Origin of the sequence: Enterococcus eurekensis, from assembly GCF_042654605.1 — a bacterium.
In the GTDB taxonomy this organism is placed as follows: Bacteria; Bacillota; Bacilli; order Lactobacillales; family Enterococcaceae; genus Enterococcus_I; species Enterococcus_I eurekensis.
Genome location: NZ_JBHSGT010000043.1, coordinates 61073 through 77085, shown reverse-complemented (window position 1 = coordinate 77085; position 16013 = coordinate 61073). Strand labels below are relative to the sequence as shown.

The following is a 16013-nucleotide window of genomic DNA, read 5'->3' as shown; positions in this document are numbered from 1 at the left end:
AAAACCATGTTTGGATTATTTCAAAAGATCCCTTCGATCTCTACTAAAGAGCTTGAGGGTCTATTAACAAGCAATATCACGTTACTTGATGTCAGAACACCCTCAGAATACCGTGGAGGGCATATCGCGAAAGCGAAAAATGTTCCATTAAATAAAATCACTACCTATTCAAATGCAAGCGACAAAGAAGTTTATGTCATTTGCCAATCCGGTATGCGTAGTAAAAATGCTGCAAAGCAATTAAAAAAAATGGGTTATCAACCAATTAACGTTCGTGGCGGTATGAGCCAATGGGCGGGAAAAATTAGAGGAGGAAAATAAATGAAAGTTATTATTGTTGGAGGCGTCGCTGGTGGAATGTCAGCTGCAACACGCTTACGTCGTTTAAATGAAGATGCTCAAATTATTGTTTTTGAAAAAGGACCATACGTTTCGTTTGCAAACTGTGGGTTACCTTATTATGTTTCAGGTGAAATTGCAGATAAAAGTAAATTACTTGTTCAAACACCGGAAGCATTACAAGCACGTTTTAGTTTAGATGTTCGTCCGAATCATGAAGTTCTTTCAATCGATCCAAAAGCAAAAACAGTCACTGTTCGACACGAAGGTAATACAGTAACTGAAAGCTATGACCACCTCATCTTGTCACCAGGAGCAAAACCTTTTGTTCCTCCAATTGATGGTTTATCAGAAGCAACGAATGCCTTTAGCTTACGTAATGTTCCTGACTTAAACCAAATTATGGACGTTGTTGAAAATCAAGCACCGAAAAAAGCAGTGGTAATCGGTGCAGGATTTATCGGTCTTGAAATGGCTGAAAACTTACATGCTCGTGGTTTAGAAGTAACAATTGTTGAAAAAGCACCTCATGTTTTACCACCATTAGATGAAGAAATGGCTGCTTTTGTTAAAAACGAACTTGAAAGCAATGGCGTAAAAGTAATTACTTCTCAATCAGCGAACGGTTTTAAAAATGCTGGAAAAACAATTATTTTAGAAGATGGTAGCGAATTAGAATCTGATTTAACCATTCTATCGGTTGGTGTCACACCAGAAAATACTTTAGCACAAACTGCTGGAATCGAACTAGGCTTACGTGGTGGTATTTTAGTTGATGAGCGTTACGAAACAAGCCAAAAAGATATTTATGCTGTCGGTGATGCGATTGTTGTTAAAAACCAAATTTCAGGTGAAGATGCCTTAATCTCACTTGCTTCTCCTGCTAACCGCCAAGGACGCCAAGTGGCTGATGTGATTTCAGGCATGAAACGTACAAATAAAGGTAGTATTGGAACAGCAATTGTTCGTACTTTCAATCTAAGTGCAGCATCAACTGGACTTTCTGAACGTGTTGCTCGCCAATTAGGTAAACCAGTCGCTGTCGTTCACACTTCTGGAAAAGACCATGCTGGTTATTACCCTGGAGCGACTGATGTCTTCATGAAACTTGTTTTCAACCCTGAAACAGGTGAAATTTACGGTGCTCAAGGTGTTGGACAAAAAGGTGTCGACAAACGTATCGATATTTTAGCAACAGCAATCAAAGGAAACCTAACTGTTGAAGACTTACCTGAATTAGAGTTTACTTATGCACCACCATTTGGTTCGGCTAAAGACCCTGTAAATATGCTTGGTTATGTTGCTTTAAACTACATGGAAGGCTTAACCGACATGATGCAATGGTATGATGTTAAAGAAGCAACTGAAAATGGCCAAGTGATTTTAGACGTTCGTAACGATAGCGAACGCAAACAAGGCCAATTTAAAGACAGTGTCAATATCCCATTGAACGATTTACGTTGCCGCGCTCATGAATTAGATCCGAATACTGAATATATTATTACTTGTCATAGTGGTTTAAGAAGCTACATTGGCGAAAGAATGCTTAAACAAGCAGGATTCAAAGTGAAAAACTTAGACGGTGCGTTTGCCTTTTATCACACCGTATTACCGGAGGAATTAGAATATGTATAAATCTACAGGAATGCCTGAATTTTACCAAGAAGCAAAACGTAAAAAATTATCCATTATTGACGTTCGCGAAGTCGATGAATTTGCAGCTGGACACGTTCCAACTGCAAAAAACTACCCACTAAGCACGTTAGCTGAAAACTTCTCAGAATTAGATAAAGATCAAGAGTATTACGTAATTTGTCAATCAGGTGGCCGTTCTGCCCATGCAAGTGAATTCCTAAGTGCACAAGGCTATGATGTCACAAACGTTTTAGGCGGCACTTCTGCTTGGCCTGGCGAAAAAGAGTAAGGAGCGAAAAAAATATGAATAACTTAACAACTGGAACTTTTCAAAGCCAAATTGCTAAAGGCGTACATCTTGTCGATTTTTGGGCACCTTGGTGTGGTCCTTGCCGTATGCAAAACCCAATTTTAGATGAATTATCGAAAGAAATGCCTGCAGATAAAGTTCAAATTAACAAAGTAAACGTTGATGAAGAAGGTTCATTGGCAGTCCACTTTGGAATCCAAAGTATTCCAACACTAATGGTTTTCAAAGACGGTTTACCTGTTGAGCGCCTAATGGGTGTTCAACCAAAACAAAAACTACAATCCATCTTAGCTTCACATATCGACTAGGAAACAACGATTCAACGCAATCAATAAAAGAATAAAAATATTACTACCATCTAACTAGCAAGCGGGACTGTGGCATTCGTCACAGTCCCGCTTGTTTTATTTACCTATTTAAAAAATCAACTTAACCCTTGATCTTGCCTCTTTAAAAAAGCTTGTTTTGAGTTCAGAAATTATTCTGAACCCATCGCTCGAATAGTTCTGGCCAAACCGCCACTTGTTCATTTATCCCATAAAAATCTCGTGAGGTTTCAGCTGTTGCTAAACTTAGACCATGCCCACCTTTGGGAAAGAGATGTAGTTCAAATGGAATCTCGTTTCGACGCAAATGACTCGCAAATAGCATGCTATTTTCCATGGGAACCACGTCGTCTTCGAATGTATGCCATAAGAAAGTCGGTGGTGTGTCCGCATTCACTTGCATTTCCAATGACAACTCATCTTTCATTTGGGGATAATTTTCAGCTAAGAGTGCCTTAAATGAACCTTCATGTATAAACTCGCCACTTGAAATTACTGGATAGGCCAGTAGCAAACCATTCGGCTGCCAACTTTCTTTTTCGCCCTTCATTTTTTCGACGAGTAACGACCCTTGCCAAAAAACACCTAAACTGGCTGCTAAGTGGCCGCCTGCTGAAAAACCTGCAACGATTATTTTCGATGGATCAATCCCCCACACTTGATGATTTTCCCGAACAATTTGTACCGCCGTTGCTAATTCTAGCAACGCTTGTGGATAGACATGTGGTTTGACATTGTAATGTAAAACAAAGGCATGGAATCCCATATTCATCATCTTTAAAGCAATCGGTTCTGCTTCACGATCTGATGTAAACTCATAACCACCACCGGGACATATAATAACTGCTGGTCGCTTCCGATTGATATCGATTTCAGCGGTGTTACTAATAAGATAACTGGTCAAAATTGCCGTTTGATTATTCACACGTACCTCTCTTGTTTTATAAATCATCTATTCCCCTCATTTCATATGCTTTTTGTAGCCATTATAACACGAATGCGCTACCATTCAGCACTAAAAAAAGTTACCTCTTTATACATAACGTTCAAGCTTTCGATTTGTTAAACCGAATTTTAAACGTTACGAAATTAAGAAGTAACTTTTTGAAAGTAAAGTACACTTTCAAGCGTTTCTTTACTTATTACTCGTCACAAAACGCTTCACTTATCACCTTTGTCGAACGGGATACTTGAAGCTGTGTCTCGGTAATAAGTCTGAAACTTTTTGAAAGTAAAGTACACTTTCAAGCGTTTCTTTACTTATTACTCGTCACAAAACGCTTCACTTATCACCTTTGTTGCGCCATAAACTTTTTGATAAATTGGATACAGTTTTTGATATTTTTCAACATTTTGCGGATTTGGTAGCGCACCTGGTCGATAGCTAACAAAAGTTTCCGAGCAAGCTTGCAAATCTTCAAACCAGCCTAGACCTGTCGCCGCTAACATGGCAGCCCCTAATCCCGGGCCTTCTTCCGCTGTTAGACAAACGATTTCGCTATTGAAAATATCCGCTTGCATTTGCAACCAATCTGGATTCTTCGCCCCACCACCAACAGAAACGATTTTTTCAAACGTTTTACCAGCAATGGTTTCCATCAATTGTTGACTGTCTTTTAAAGAAAAAGTAATGCCTTCTAAAACTGCTTTCGCAAAATGTGTCAATGTATGATTCGTGTCGATCCCAATAAAGCTACCACGAATTTGACTATCAACATGTGGAGTCCGCTCGCCAACAATGTACGGCGTAAACAATAGTCTTTCTGCGCCTGGTTCAATCGCATCAATTCCAGCCAAAAGTTCCTCAAAACTTAAGTCTGCAGCAAAAGTATCTTTAAACCAACTTAAACTATGACCAGCCGCCAACGTCACACCCATTGAATAGTAACGATCTTTAATCCCATGGTTAAACAAATGAAGTTTCCCTTGATACGTTGGCAATTGTTGATCTTCATAAGATAAAAAGACCCCCGAGGTTCCAATGCTGACCATTCCGGTTTCTACACTTAAAATTCCAGCACCAATTGCGGCACAAGCATTATCTGCTCCACCAGCAAAGATTTTGACTTCTTGCTGTATACCATACTTTTCAGCTAAATTGGGTTGTAAAATCCCTGTTTGGCCACTTGAATCAATTAATTTTGGTAAATAGTTACTTGGAATCGCAAATTGTTCTAATACCGCTTGTGACCATTGTTTCTCCGCCACATCTAACATCAAGGTACCCGCTGCATCCGAATAATCCATATGCATTGTACCGGTTAGCCAGTAACCTAAGTAGTCTTTCGGTAATAAAATATGACGAACTTTTCCCCAAAGCTCGGGTTCGTTTTCTTGAATCCACAAGATTTTTGGTAAGGTAAATCCTTCAAGCGCAATATTTTTAGTAATTGCTAATAATTCCTCGCCAAAGTCAGCCATAATCGTTTCACATTGCGTGGTTGTCCGCACGTCATTCCATAAAATCGCATTCCGTAATACTCGTTGCTCTTCATCCAAGACAACAAGACTATGCATTTGGCCAGAAAAACTAATTCCTGCCAATTGCTCACCAAAATCTGCGACCGTCGTCTGTAAGCTTTCAAAAACTTGCTCGCAAGCCTTTAACCATTCGTTGGGGTCTTGCTCACTATAGCCAGATGCCGGATGAATTAAAGGGTAATCGGCAGTTGCACTGCCGATTATTGTCCCTTTCTCGTCGATTAATAAGCCTTTTAATGCACTTGTTCCTAAATCAAGTCCTAAAACATATGCCATTTTCTTACTCCTTATCTTTAGAATAAGTAGTCATTTAAACGAGATTTTACAAATTCTAAATGACTTGATTCTAATGTAATGTCATCATTTTCAAGTGCGTATGCTGTTAAACTTTCTAAGTCTTCTTCTCCTGCTACAATCTTCGCACCAATGCCTTCTTGATAACTTGCATAGCGTTTTTCTTTTAATTCATCAAAGAAACGGTCTTCTTTTAAAGCTGCTGCAGCTTTTAGGCCACGTGCATAAGTGTCCATTCCTGCTATATGAGCTAAGAATAAATCATCCATTTCAAATGATGAACGACGAACTTTTGAGTCAAAGTTGATACCACCAGGTGCAATACCACCATTTTCTAAAATTTCGTACATCGCTAATGTTGTATCAAGAACATTTGTCGGGAATTCATCGGTATCCCAGCCTAATAATGGATCGCCTTGGTTGGCATCGATTGAGCCTAACGCATCATATGAACGGGCCACATTTAATTCATGTTCAAATGTATGACCAGCAAGCGTTGCATGGTTGGCTTCTAAGTTCAATTTAAAGTCGCCTTCTAAGCCATATTTTTGAATAAAGGCCATTGAAGTTGCGGCATCAAAATCATATTGGTGAGTTGATGGTTCTTTTGGTTTTGGTTCAATTAAAAATTGTGGTTTGTGACCAATTTTTTCACCATAAGCAATTGCCATTTTAAATAAGCGCGCGATATTGTCTTGTTCGAAGGCCATATCTGTATTTAATAATGACTCGTAGCCTTCACGACCACCCCAGAATACATAGTTTTCGCCACCAAGTTTTTTGCTGACATCTAAACCTTTTTTAACTTGGGCTGCCGAATACGCAAAAACATCAGCATTGTTTGAAGAAGCTGCACCATTGACAAAACGCGGATGTGAGAACATGTTTGCTGTGTTCCAAAGCAATTTAATTCCTGTTTCATCCATTTTTTCTTTAATTAAATCCGTAATTTCATCGATATTTTGGAAAAACTCTTCTAATGAATCGCCTTCGGGAGCAATATCAATATCATGGAAACAGAAATATTCAACGCCTAATTTTTCTAAAATTTCAAAGAAGGCTTCGACACGGTTCTTAGCTGTTTCCATTGGTGTTTCTCCCCACCAATTACGAATATTGGTCGCTTTTCCAAATGGATCAGAACCGTCTTGTGTCATTGTGTGCCAATATGCGACTGCAAAGCGTAGATGCTCTTTCATTGTTTTGCCTAACACGATTTCTTCGGCGTTGTAATGACGAAAAGCAAACGGATTGTCTGATTTTACCCCTTCATAATTAATTTTTCCTACATTTTCAAAATATGCCATTTTTGTTTCCTCCTATTTTTTATTTGATAACTCCTTCAACATTCGTTATATTGATGTGGAAAGGAGCGTTTTTGATGTCGAATGAATTTGAATTAATTGAACACAATCAAGCAAGAGGCGTGCATGCCTTTTTAATTGATATGAACTATCGTCGCCCCCATCTCCATACCGATTTGGAATGGATTTACGTTATTGAGGGTCAACTAATTTTGACGATTGACAACGAACAGTTGAAAGTTGAAAAAGATCAGTTGATTTTAATCAACTCTTGTCAACTCCATGAACTAATAGCTAAAGAGACGGCCAAATTACTGATTTTACAATTAAACACGAAAGAATTTGATGCTTTTTTCCCGCAAATAAATGAACTCTCTTTCGCTCAAAAAGTCCTTTCTCAAACGGAAAATCCACATTTTTCTGCGCTACGTTTTTATTTTTTCAAAACGTGTCAGGCTTTTTTTGAGGAACAAACCTACTTCGCCTTGCAATGTCACGGTTACGCTTCGCTAGCCTTAGCAGAAGTTATGCAATGTGCTAATTTTGAACTGATTCCGGAAAATAAACAAAGCGCTCATCTTGTGCGACAAGAACGCATTCGTCGGATTAGCCAATACATCTATCAGCACTATCATGAAAAACTACTATTAAACGATATCGCTGAACAAGAAGAGCTATCCGTTAATTATTTATCGCATTTTTTTCAACAAAATTTCGGTTTATCTTTCCAAAATTATTTAAATTTGATTCGCAGCGAAAAAGCCTACTACTTGCTGAACAATACCGAACACAGTATTTTAGCCATTAGTGAAATGACTGGTTTTTCCGATGTGCGTTATTTAAATAAAGCCTTCAAAGCAACCTACCACTTATCGCCCAAAGATTATCGGAAACAACAAAAAATTGATCCGATACTCTCCACCGGTCCGCAATCCGGTGAGCAACAAATGATTTATCCAAAACTAGATAGCGCGCGTTTCATGCAAAAACAATTTAGTGAATTCGCAGATTTTGAAGTGGCTTCTACATCAAAATAAAACGTTTTCACTTATGACGTTATCTTAGCAAACTAAATGTTAAAAATCGTGAACTTTCTTACGCTTCTTTATAGACTATCTTGATATTGCCATCAAAAAGACACGAAATTTTGCTATTATTTCCTTAAGGAGGGATTGAATGTCCAAATTATTAATTGTTGATGATAATCAGCAAATCACTTCGATCTTAGCCGATTATGCAAAAAAGAATCACTATGACGTGTTAATCGCTTATGATGGTGAAGCGGCGCTCGAACTTTTTCAAACAGCACAGCCCGATATCATTTTACTCGACGTCATGATGCCAAAAAAAGATGGTTTTGCCGTCTGCCGTGAAATACGTCAAACATCAAACGTCCCAATTCTAATGATTACCGCACGCGGAGAAGATTTTGAACGAATTATGGGTCTCGAAATTGGCGCCGATGATTATATTGTCAAACCTTTTTCCCCCGGAGAAGTCATGGCACGTATCAAAGCCGTTATGCGTCGTGTCCAACAAGATCCAATGAATCAACAGCAATTAACCTTTAATGATTTAACGATTAATTTAGAAAATTACACGGTCGCCATTGCGAACGAGCCGATTTTATTAACCAAAAAAGAAATCGATTTACTTTGGACATTAGCTAGCAATCGACAGAAAGCTTACTCACGCGATGAGCTCCTCAACTTATTATGGGGATTCGATTATTTTGGTGATACACGGACCGTCGATAGTCATATCAAACGCTTGCGTAGTAAGTTGAATCAAGTTCCTCATCCAACATGGGAAATTAAAACGATTTGGGGCGTTGGTTACAAGTTCGAGGTCCTTGACGATGAAAATTAATCGTATTTCTCTCAAACTCGCAAGTTATTTCGTCAGTTCACTGCTCTTATTTGCTTTAGTCATTGGTTCTGTTTTTTTCTTTCTTTTTAAAAATTATACGATTGATGTTCAACGTGAAGAACGAATGCGAGAAGCTCAAGCATTAGCTGCAACTTTTTCCGAACAAGAAGATCAATCCCATCATCAACAAATGATGAATAATAGTAATGCCTATTTACGCTTCATTGAAGAAGTCGGTGGTAACCACGTTTGGTTAGTTAATTCCGACGAACAGATTCTCGCTACCGGTAACCGTCGAGGAGCGATGAATCACATGAATGACAATTCGATGATACCCAGTCCTTCTCCTCTACCTGAACTAGCTTCAGAAGTTTTACCCTTGGTTTTTAAAGGTGAGACGATTTCACAAGAAGGCTTTGATCACACGCTTGATCAGCAAACCTTAACTATTGGGGTGCCTATCACCGATGACCAACAAAACATTTGGGCGAGCATCTTATTACAAGCTCCCATTAGTGGTTTCAATGATGCCGTTCAACAAGGTTTTAATATTTTTTTCATTAGCCTACTCATCGCACTGTTAATCGCCTTACTTTTCGCCTTCTTTTTGTCCTATTCATTTACAAAACCGTTAGCACAAATGAAGACGACTGCTTTAAAACTCATTCAAGGTGATTACACGGCACAAACACAGATTAAACAAAAAGATGAGATTGGTGAACTTGCCAACACGCTTGATACACTAGCGAATAGACTTGAGTTTGCTAGTCAGGAAAGCCAGAAACTCGAACAAATGCGACAAGATTATGTTGCAAATATTTCTCATGAATTACGGACACCAGTAACAGTCTTACGTGGTTCTTTAGAAGCGCTAAACGATGGCGTAATCACTGACCCCAAAAAAATCAAAGAATACCATCATCAAATGTTCCTAGAATCACTGTTTTTAGAGCGTTTGGTTGATGATTTACTTGAACTCTCGCGTTTACAAAACCTTGATTTCAAAATTGAAAAAGTTCCGATTTCATTACAAGATATTTTAAATGACACGCTAAGAAGTGGCCGACAATTGGCCAAAGAAAAACAACTTACTTTCAAAGTCAACATCGATAATACTCCCCTACTTTTCTTAGGAGACTATGGTCGCTTGAGACAAATGTTCTTAATTGTTTTAGATAATGCGATTAAATTTTCACCAACCCGCAGCGCCATCACAGTCAAATTATCCGCAAATAAACTAACAATTACCGATCAAGGACCTGGCATAAAAGAGGAAGACTTACCTTATATTTTTGATCGCTTCCATAAAACCTATGGCGAAAAAAATAAGACTGGTACTGGTCTTGGACTAGCCATTGCTCGTCAAATTGCCCAACGACACGCTATTTTAGCAACTGTCAAAAACACTCCGACAGCCGGTGCTCGTTTTATTTTTGATTTTTCAAAACTCGAGCGACTCGATGTCACAACATTAGAAAATTTTTGACACATCTTTGCCACACTTCTTATCTATAATAAAGATAATCAAAGAAGGAAACTTCTTTATAAAAAATAAGGAGTGTTTTATTATGAACAAAAAATTTAAAATCGCACTAGCAACTGTTATTGTCTTAGCCGCTGGTTTTACGTCAGCTTCTGTTTTTGCTGCATCCGATACGACGGCAACTTATGACAATCATACAAGATGGGAACAAAGACACGATGAGCGTTTAAATGAATACGTCCAGCAAGGTGACTTAACACAAGAAGAAGCCGATGATATGCGTCAATGGATGAATGATGGACGCACCTCTTGTCATGGAAACAACACAAACATGCCCATGAGACAAATGCGTGGTCAACACCGTCAAATGATGGGAGATTAAATTAGATAAACTTAGAGGGGGTGTGACTTAAGTCACACCCCTCTTCTATAAATAACATCTGTTAATTTAATTTTTTTTACAAAAAAATAATTGACAAATTTTGTTTGAAAAGTTATGCTTTTTTTTAGGTTTCTACTAAAATGACGAAAGGAAAAATCAGTACAAAAAAGGAATAGCGCCAGCTCTGTAAAAACAGAGGACGAGGAAGAAGCTTATCGAAATATTCGGCGGGTGGCTTCAGGGACTGCACTCTATAGATAAAAGACAAAGCCCCCTTGCAAAAGGGACACAAAGCTTTTATCAGCAGATAGAAACCTACTTAAACTTAAAAAATTGAATAAGAAAGTAGGAAGACAAATTATGTGTGGAATTGTCGGAATGATTGCAAATGAGAATGTTTGCGAAGTACTTTTGAAAGGCTTAGAACGGTTAGAATACCGTGGATACGATTCAGCTGGAATCTATCTCGCCAATCAAGAAGAAAGGAGCTTAGTCAAAGCCCAAGGTCCGATTAAGACGTTAACACAAAAAATAACGCCTACGATGAATGGCACTGTGGGGATTGGGCATACGCGTTGGGCGACTCATGGAATCCCTAGCGAAGCCAATGCGCACCCTCACCGTTCTGAACACGGAAAAGTGGTGCTTGTTCATAATGGCGTGATTGAGAATTATCAAGAATTAAAAGCTACCTACCTCAAAGAGACCAAACTAATTGGGGAAACCGATACCGAAGTCATCGTCAATGTTATTGAGCACTTTATCGAGACAGAAGGATTGGATGTCAAGGCTGCTTTCAAAAAAGTTTTAACAGAAATTAAAGGATCCTATGCCTTTGCTTTAATTGATCCTACTGACCCTACACACTTTTATGCGGCGAAACATAAAAGCCCCTTGCTAATTGGTTGTGGTACAAACTTTCATTTAGTTGGTAGTGATGCTTTAGCAATGATTCATCAGACGAACGAATTGATTGAATTACAAGACGGTGAATTCGTCACTTTAACCACTGATTCTATTCAAATCGAAACGCTTGATGGAAAGACCATTCAACGTGCGCCGTTTCGTGCCCAAATTGATAACGACAGCATTGATAAAGGGACTTATCCCTTTTACATGTTAAAAGAAATTGAAGAACAACCACTTGTTATGCGTCGCTTGCAACAAAAATACTTGGCGCCATCAGGTGAAAGTTTAATTTCTGATACGTTAATTCAAAAAATTGCAGCAAGCGATCGTTTATATATTGTGGCTTGTGGCACGAGCTATCACGCGGGGCTCGCTGCCAAAACAACGCTTGAAAGATGGACAAATATTCCAGTAGAAGTTCATGTTGCTAGTGAGTTTGGCTACCATATGCCTTTACTGACTGCTAAACCGTTCTTTATTTTCTTGAGTCAAAGTGGCGAAACCGCCGATAGTCGCCAAGTTTTAGTGAAAATCAATCAACAAAACTTGCCCTCTTTGACAATTACCAATGTCCCAGGATCGACCTTGGCACGCGAAGCGAATGATGCGCTACTGTTAGAGGCTGGACCGGAAATTGCAGTTGCTTCTACTAAAGCTTACACTGCCCAAATTACATTATTAACGATTTTGGCCGATGCTGTTGCGCGACAAAAAGGACTCGTCGAACAACTTCCTAAAAATCTCTCGCAAGCCCTCAGTCTAGTTGAAGAACAAATGACTCAAATTGTCGAAGAAAAAGAAATCATACATCAAATCGTCAATGATTTCTTACCGACGACACGCAATGCTTTTTTCATCGGTCGTGGAATTGATTACGCCGTTGCTTTAGAAGCTGCTTTAAAATTAAAAGAAATCTCTTATATCCAAGCAGAAGGCTTTGCCGCTGGTGAATTAAAGCATGGCACGATTGCTTTAATTGAAACAGGAACACCAGTTATTGGCTTAATCACCGATGATGCCACTGCCTCGCATACCCGCGGAAACTTAGAAGAAGTCCGCAGCCGTGGTGCCAAAACAATTGTCTTGACTAAGAAGTCACTCGCTCAAACGACTGATCGATTCATCTTACCGGATGCACCCGATTATTTAATGAGCCTCATCGCAATTCTCCCGCTCCAATTGCTTGCATACTATGCTAGCTTTGAGCGCGGATACGACGTTGATAAACCACGGAATTTAGCAAAATCCGTGACTGTTGAATAACTGAAAAAATAGCCGTATGCTTTCTTAGCATATCGGCTATTTTTTAACTAGCAAGTAGAATCCAAGCATTCGTATACGAAAGCTTGATGAAATTGGAACAGCTCTTTGACAAAAACTTGTTATAATAAAAAGAAAATAGTTGACTAAGGAGGTTGCTCTTTGGAACATCAAGCAAATATTTTGCGTAGCATTGATTTTATCAAACAACATTTAAAATCCAATTTGGCTGCGCAACAAATTGCAGATTACCTTGGATATTCAACTTCACATTTTTGCAGAATTTTTAGTCATTATCAAAAAACACCGTTGATGGATTATGTCCGAATGATGCGCTTAGTAGCTGCTAGACAAGATTTGCTACATCGCGAAAAAATCATCGATGTCGCTTTAGACTACGGCTTTCAAACAGCGAGTGGTTTCTCAAAAGCTTTTCGTAAAACTTTTGGTTACAGTCCTTCAATCTATTTAAATCGTTACACCGCGCTTGAATCTGAAGACTATTGCGACTTCGTTCGTTTTAACCCAGAAGAAGTGAAGATCGATTTTCGTTATAAATCTTCCTTTTTAGTTGCTGGTTTTGGGATTGAAACAGCTAGTTCTCGTGCGTCTACCAAAGATATTGCTGCCTATTGGGAAACATATACTGGAGAAAATTTAGAACAAAAAATGTATGATTTACTTGACCCTCCTACGCACGGAGAGGTTGGAATTTGCATTGCTACACCAAAAAGTAAAACGGTTACTTATTTATTTGGTGTTATTGTTCCAGATTATTCCAAAACTACAAAAGAAATGATGACTTGCAACATTCCCTCTGCGGAATATGTCATTTTTACCACCCCACCAATCGACAACACCGAAACTGCCACTTCTTATCAGGAAGATCCCTTGGCGGAAATGGTTAAAGAAACGTGGCGTTATATTTTTTTAGAATGGTTTCCAAAAAGTGGATATCTATTTGATGAAAATAAGCTTAATTTTGAATTTTACGATGAACGTTGCCATGGCTCAGCACAATTAGTAATGGATATTTATATTCCGATTAAAAAAACATAAGAATAACACTCACAAATAAAATAACTGGAGGAAAAAAATGTTTGATTCTTATGGTCCCTTGTGTACCGAGGTTTATGATTTTACGAAACCTATTGGATACTCCATTAACGGAGACATCGAATATTATCTCGAACGGTTGTCTCACACGAAAGGAAAAATACTAGAAGCCGCAGTCGGATCTGGACGTTTTCTAATCCCCTTACTTGAACAAGGGTTCGATGTGGATGGTTTCGATGCTTCTTCTGCAATGCTCGATTCTTGTCAAAAACACTGTCAGGAACGTCACTTAACACCTCAACTCTATAAGGCTGACTTTGTGAATTTTTCATTCAACCAAACTTATGAAGCGATTGTCGTTCCCACAGGTTCGTTTTGTCTAATAGAATCTTTGGATGACGCCCAACAAACCCTATTGAATTTTTATCATCATCTTGAAAAAGGAGGGCGATTAATCGTCGACCTTGCATTGCCAATAGATTGGCAAGCTGGAACAGTCGATACCTCTACTTTTTCAATATCAGCGAATGAAGGAATTTTACTTGAAAGTAAATCCATTGCAATTGATTGGGTCAAACAAACAACTTTGTCTTATTTAACGTATGAAAAATGGCGTGATGGCAAATTAGTTGCAAGTGAATTACAAAAGTTTTGTATGCGATGGTACGGTTTATCAGAATTCAAAAATTTGCTCGAAAAAATTGGTTTTACCGCCATTACTTGTTCTCCAGATTATCAATATAACCAGAAACCTTCAACGAATCATTCGATTTTCACCTTTGAAGCCATAAAAAAATGAGTTTGAAATCAAAAACGCTGACACCCTTTTAGGATTAGTGGAAAAATAACGGTCCTAAAATCACTAATTGTGGTGACTCTTTTGATAACCCAATAAATATAGCCTCATCCATGACTATTGAGAGGAATCAACAGCCGTCTACTTTTTAACATGACAGTTATTCTTCAGTTATTTAAGTGCTTTAAGTACCAAGCATCCATCGCGGAATGTTCTGAACCTTCGAGTGGCTCTGCTAACAAAGTAAAATCAAATTTTTCATATAGTCGACAAGCGGCCACTAATTCATGCATCGTTTCTAAATAACAGTAATTATAATGCTTTTGAGCAAAAGCGAGTGCCGTTTCCATTAATTGATTAGCTAAGCCTAAACCTTGAGCTTGCGGACTTAAATACAATTTTTGTAACTCACAAATTTTGGCTTGCTCATTGAAAGGCGCGATCCCTACGCCTCCAACAACTTGGCCTTCGTGTTCCACAATCCAATAATTAGCCTGTGCTAAGCCAGAATAGTACTGCTGGAGATGTGACAACTGTGGATCAAAATAAGCCGAACCCGGGATGGCTAAGCCTAATGATTCTAATGAATTTTGGATAATTTTTTTGATTGCTTCGTTATCTTTTATTTGTATTTCTCGGATAAGCATCGCGACACCTCTTTTATCATTGATTTCGTTACCGTTTACAGATAAATTGATAGTAAGCAAAAAGTGGTGACAAGTCAATGAAAGGAGCCACCTGATATGGATGAAAAATTTCAAAAATTGCCATTACCTGTACGAAAGGTTCTTGCTACACTCAATCATGACATCAAAATACTTTTAAGTGAGTCTTATTTAGGCTGCTATCTTCATGGATCGCTTGCTCTTGGGGCTTCAATCCTCAAAAAAGTGATATCGATCTTTTGATTTTGATAAAGGACTCCCTTCAATTTGAGAAAAAAATCGCCTTAAGCAAACTATTACTGCAATGCTCAAATGCGCCTTTTCCGATTGAGTTAAGCATCTTAACAACCAATCAACTAAATGAGCAGCAGCATCCCTATCCTTTTGAATTTCATTACAGTGAATTTTGGCGTTCCCGCTACACGAATGAACCGACTAAATGGTTATCCCGCCTAGGTCAAACCGATATCGACTTGGCTGCACACCTAACGATTATTTATCACGCAGGGATTTGCTTTGATGGACCACCTGTTAAAACGCTTTTTCATCCAATTGCTAAAGAAGATTATCTAAGTGCAATCTTAGCTGATTATCACGATTGTATCGCCCACTTTGAAGAAGATCCTATCTATAGCGTCCTCAATAGTTTTCGTGTTCTAGCATATTTAAGTGAATCAAAAATTCTTTCGAAGTATGACGCTGGTCTTTGGGCTATTCAACCTTTGATTCAGCACCTACCTGATACTTATTCGAATATCGACATTTTTGAACTAACCGATCATAAAAAATTGATTCTCAAAGATTTAAAGCAACAAATTGAGGACTCCGTCAATTAAACAAAAAGCACAATCCAGCACTCGTCTAATCAAGGACAGCGTTGGATTGCGCTCTTTTTATTCTCTTT

At 38.5% G+C, this 16013-nt stretch carries 16 protein-coding genes; 12 read left to right on the top strand and 4 right to left on the bottom strand.

Annotated features, from left to right (window positions below; all coding sequences use genetic code 11):
- The first annotated feature begins 6 nt into the window (after window positions 1–6).
- Genes ACFO3L_RS06895 through trxA form a run of 4 tightly spaced genes read left to right on the top strand, consistent with a single transcriptional unit; the run spans window position 7 to window position 2592 of the window.
- Window positions 7–321 (top strand): rhodanese-like domain-containing protein, encoded by a 315-nt coding sequence (locus tag ACFO3L_RS06895; protein ID WP_379965161.1) that lies wholly within the window; start codon window positions 7–9, stop codon window positions 319–321.
- Complete coding sequence (locus ACFO3L_RS06890) at window positions 322–1974, top strand: FAD-dependent oxidoreductase (RefSeq protein WP_379965159.1); 1653 nt, start codon at window positions 322–324, stop codon at window positions 1972–1974.
- Window positions 1967–2263, top strand: coding sequence for a rhodanese-like domain-containing protein (locus tag ACFO3L_RS06885; RefSeq protein WP_379965157.1), 297 nt, complete (start codon window positions 1967–1969; stop codon window positions 2261–2263). The genes ACFO3L_RS06890 and ACFO3L_RS06885 overlap by 8 nt, the downstream gene beginning before the upstream one ends.
- Before the next feature lie 14 nt (window positions 2264–2277).
- On the top strand, window positions 2278–2592 hold the full coding sequence (trxA, locus tag ACFO3L_RS06880; RefSeq protein WP_379965155.1) for a thioredoxin: 315 nt from the start codon (window positions 2278–2280) through the stop codon (window positions 2590–2592).
- Between the two features lie 163 nt (window positions 2593–2755).
- On the opposite strand, the gene ACFO3L_RS06875 is transcribed toward trxA, so the two are convergent.
- The 3 genes from ACFO3L_RS06875 to xylA all read right to left on the bottom strand — a co-directional run bounded on the left by ACFO3L_RS06875 (window position 2756) and on the right by xylA (window position 6692).
- On the bottom strand, window positions 2756–3562 hold the full coding sequence (locus ACFO3L_RS06875; RefSeq protein ID WP_379965153.1) for an alpha/beta hydrolase: 807 nt from the start codon (window positions 3560–3562) through the stop codon (window positions 2756–2758).
- Window positions 3563–3873: 311 nt separating this feature from the next.
- Window positions 3874–5367 carry a xylulokinase gene (xylB, locus tag ACFO3L_RS06870; protein WP_379965151.1) on the bottom strand — a complete coding sequence of 498 codons (1494 nt, stop codon included), beginning with the start codon at window positions 5365–5367 and terminating at the stop codon, window positions 3874–3876.
- Between the two features lie 17 nt (window positions 5368–5384).
- Entirely contained in the window at window positions 5385–6692 is a 1308-nt protein-coding gene (gene xylA / locus ACFO3L_RS06865) for a xylose isomerase (RefSeq protein WP_379965149.1), read from the bottom strand.
- A gap of 74 nt (window positions 6693–6766) precedes the next feature.
- On the opposite strand from xylA, the gene ACFO3L_RS06860 reads away from it, so the two are divergent.
- From ACFO3L_RS06860 to ACFO3L_RS06830, 7 genes are all read left to right on the top strand, one after another.
- On the top strand, window positions 6767–7726 hold the full coding sequence (locus tag ACFO3L_RS06860) for an AraC family transcriptional regulator (protein ID WP_379965147.1): 960 nt from the start codon (window positions 6767–6769) through the stop codon (window positions 7724–7726).
- A 139-nt stretch (window positions 7727–7865) separates the two neighbouring features.
- Complete coding sequence (locus tag ACFO3L_RS06855) at window positions 7866–8558, top strand: response regulator transcription factor (RefSeq protein ID WP_379965145.1); 693 nt, start codon at window positions 7866–7868, stop codon at window positions 8556–8558.
- The gene (locus ACFO3L_RS06850; RefSeq protein WP_379965143.1) at window positions 8548–10044 is read left to right on the top strand and encodes a sensor histidine kinase; all 1497 of its coding nucleotides are present in this window, start codon (window positions 8548–8550) and stop codon (window positions 10042–10044) included. Before ACFO3L_RS06855 ends, ACFO3L_RS06850 begins: the two co-directional genes overlap by 11 nt.
- Window positions 10045–10126: 82 nt before the next feature.
- A complete protein-coding gene (locus ACFO3L_RS06845) occupies window positions 10127–10423 on the top strand; it encodes a hypothetical protein (protein WP_379965141.1) in 297 nt (98 codons plus the stop codon).
- Between the two features lie 360 nt (window positions 10424–10783).
- Window positions 10784–12595, top strand: coding sequence for a glutamine--fructose-6-phosphate transaminase (isomerizing) (gene glmS, locus ACFO3L_RS06840; protein WP_379965139.1), 1812 nt, complete (start codon window positions 10784–10786; stop codon window positions 12593–12595).
- Between the two features lie 159 nt (window positions 12596–12754).
- Complete coding sequence (locus ACFO3L_RS06835) at window positions 12755–13651, top strand: AraC family transcriptional regulator (protein ID WP_379965137.1); 897 nt, start codon at window positions 12755–12757, stop codon at window positions 13649–13651.
- Between the two features lie 37 nt (window positions 13652–13688).
- The gene (locus ACFO3L_RS06830) at window positions 13689–14447 is read left to right on the top strand and encodes a class I SAM-dependent methyltransferase (protein ID WP_379965135.1); all 759 of its coding nucleotides are present in this window, start codon (window positions 13689–13691) and stop codon (window positions 14445–14447) included.
- 164 nt (window positions 14448–14611) lie between these two features.
- Here the strand turns inward: ACFO3L_RS06830 and ACFO3L_RS06825 are convergent, their stop codons facing one another.
- Entirely contained in the window at window positions 14612–15091 is a 480-nt protein-coding gene (locus ACFO3L_RS06825) for a GNAT family N-acetyltransferase (protein WP_379965133.1), read from the bottom strand.
- Window positions 15092–15348: 257 nt separating this feature from the next.
- Here ACFO3L_RS06825 and ACFO3L_RS06820 point away from each other — a divergent pair, with 257 nt between their 5' ends.
- Window positions 15349–15945: an aminoglycoside adenylyltransferase domain-containing protein gene (locus tag ACFO3L_RS06820; RefSeq protein ID WP_379965131.1), complete on the top strand. Its 597-nt coding sequence runs from the start codon at window positions 15349–15351 to the stop codon at window positions 15943–15945.
- Window positions 15946–16013: the final 68 nt, after the last annotated feature.

Coding starts and splice junctions, on each gene's coding strand:
- ACFO3L_RS06895 (WP_379965161.1), top strand. CDS start 7: ATGTTTGGATTATTTCAAAAGATCCCTTCGATCTCTACTAAAGAGCTT.
- ACFO3L_RS06890 (WP_379965159.1), top strand. CDS start 322: ATGAAAGTTATTATTGTTGGAGGCGTCGCTGGTGGAATGTCAGCTGCA.
- ACFO3L_RS06885 (WP_379965157.1), top strand. CDS start 1,967: ATGTATAAATCTACAGGAATGCCTGAATTTTACCAAGAAGCAAAACGT.
- trxA (WP_379965155.1), top strand. CDS start 2,278: ATGAATAACTTAACAACTGGAACTTTTCAAAGCCAAATTGCTAAAGGC.
- ACFO3L_RS06875 (WP_379965153.1), bottom strand. CDS start 3,562: ATGATTTATAAAACAAGAGAGGTACGTGTGAATAATCAAACGGCAATT.
- xylB (WP_379965151.1), bottom strand. CDS start 5,367: ATGGCATATGTTTTAGGACTTGATTTAGGAACAAGTGCATTAAAAGGC.
- xylA (WP_379965149.1), bottom strand. CDS start 6,692: ATGGCATATTTTGAAAATGTAGGAAAAATTAATTATGAAGGGGTAAAA.
- ACFO3L_RS06860 (WP_379965147.1), top strand. CDS start 6,767: ATGTCGAATGAATTTGAATTAATTGAACACAATCAAGCAAGAGGCGTG.
- ACFO3L_RS06855 (WP_379965145.1), top strand. CDS start 7,866: ATGTCCAAATTATTAATTGTTGATGATAATCAGCAAATCACTTCGATC.
- ACFO3L_RS06850 (WP_379965143.1), top strand. CDS start 8,548: ATGAAAATTAATCGTATTTCTCTCAAACTCGCAAGTTATTTCGTCAGT.
- ACFO3L_RS06845 (WP_379965141.1), top strand. CDS start 10,127: ATGAACAAAAAATTTAAAATCGCACTAGCAACTGTTATTGTCTTAGCC.
- glmS (WP_379965139.1), top strand. CDS start 10,784: ATGTGTGGAATTGTCGGAATGATTGCAAATGAGAATGTTTGCGAAGTA.
- ACFO3L_RS06830 (WP_379965135.1), top strand. CDS start 13,689: ATGTTTGATTCTTATGGTCCCTTGTGTACCGAGGTTTATGATTTTACG.
- ACFO3L_RS06825 (WP_379965133.1), bottom strand. CDS start 15,091: ATGCTTATCCGAGAAATACAAATAAAAGATAACGAAGCAATCAAAAAA.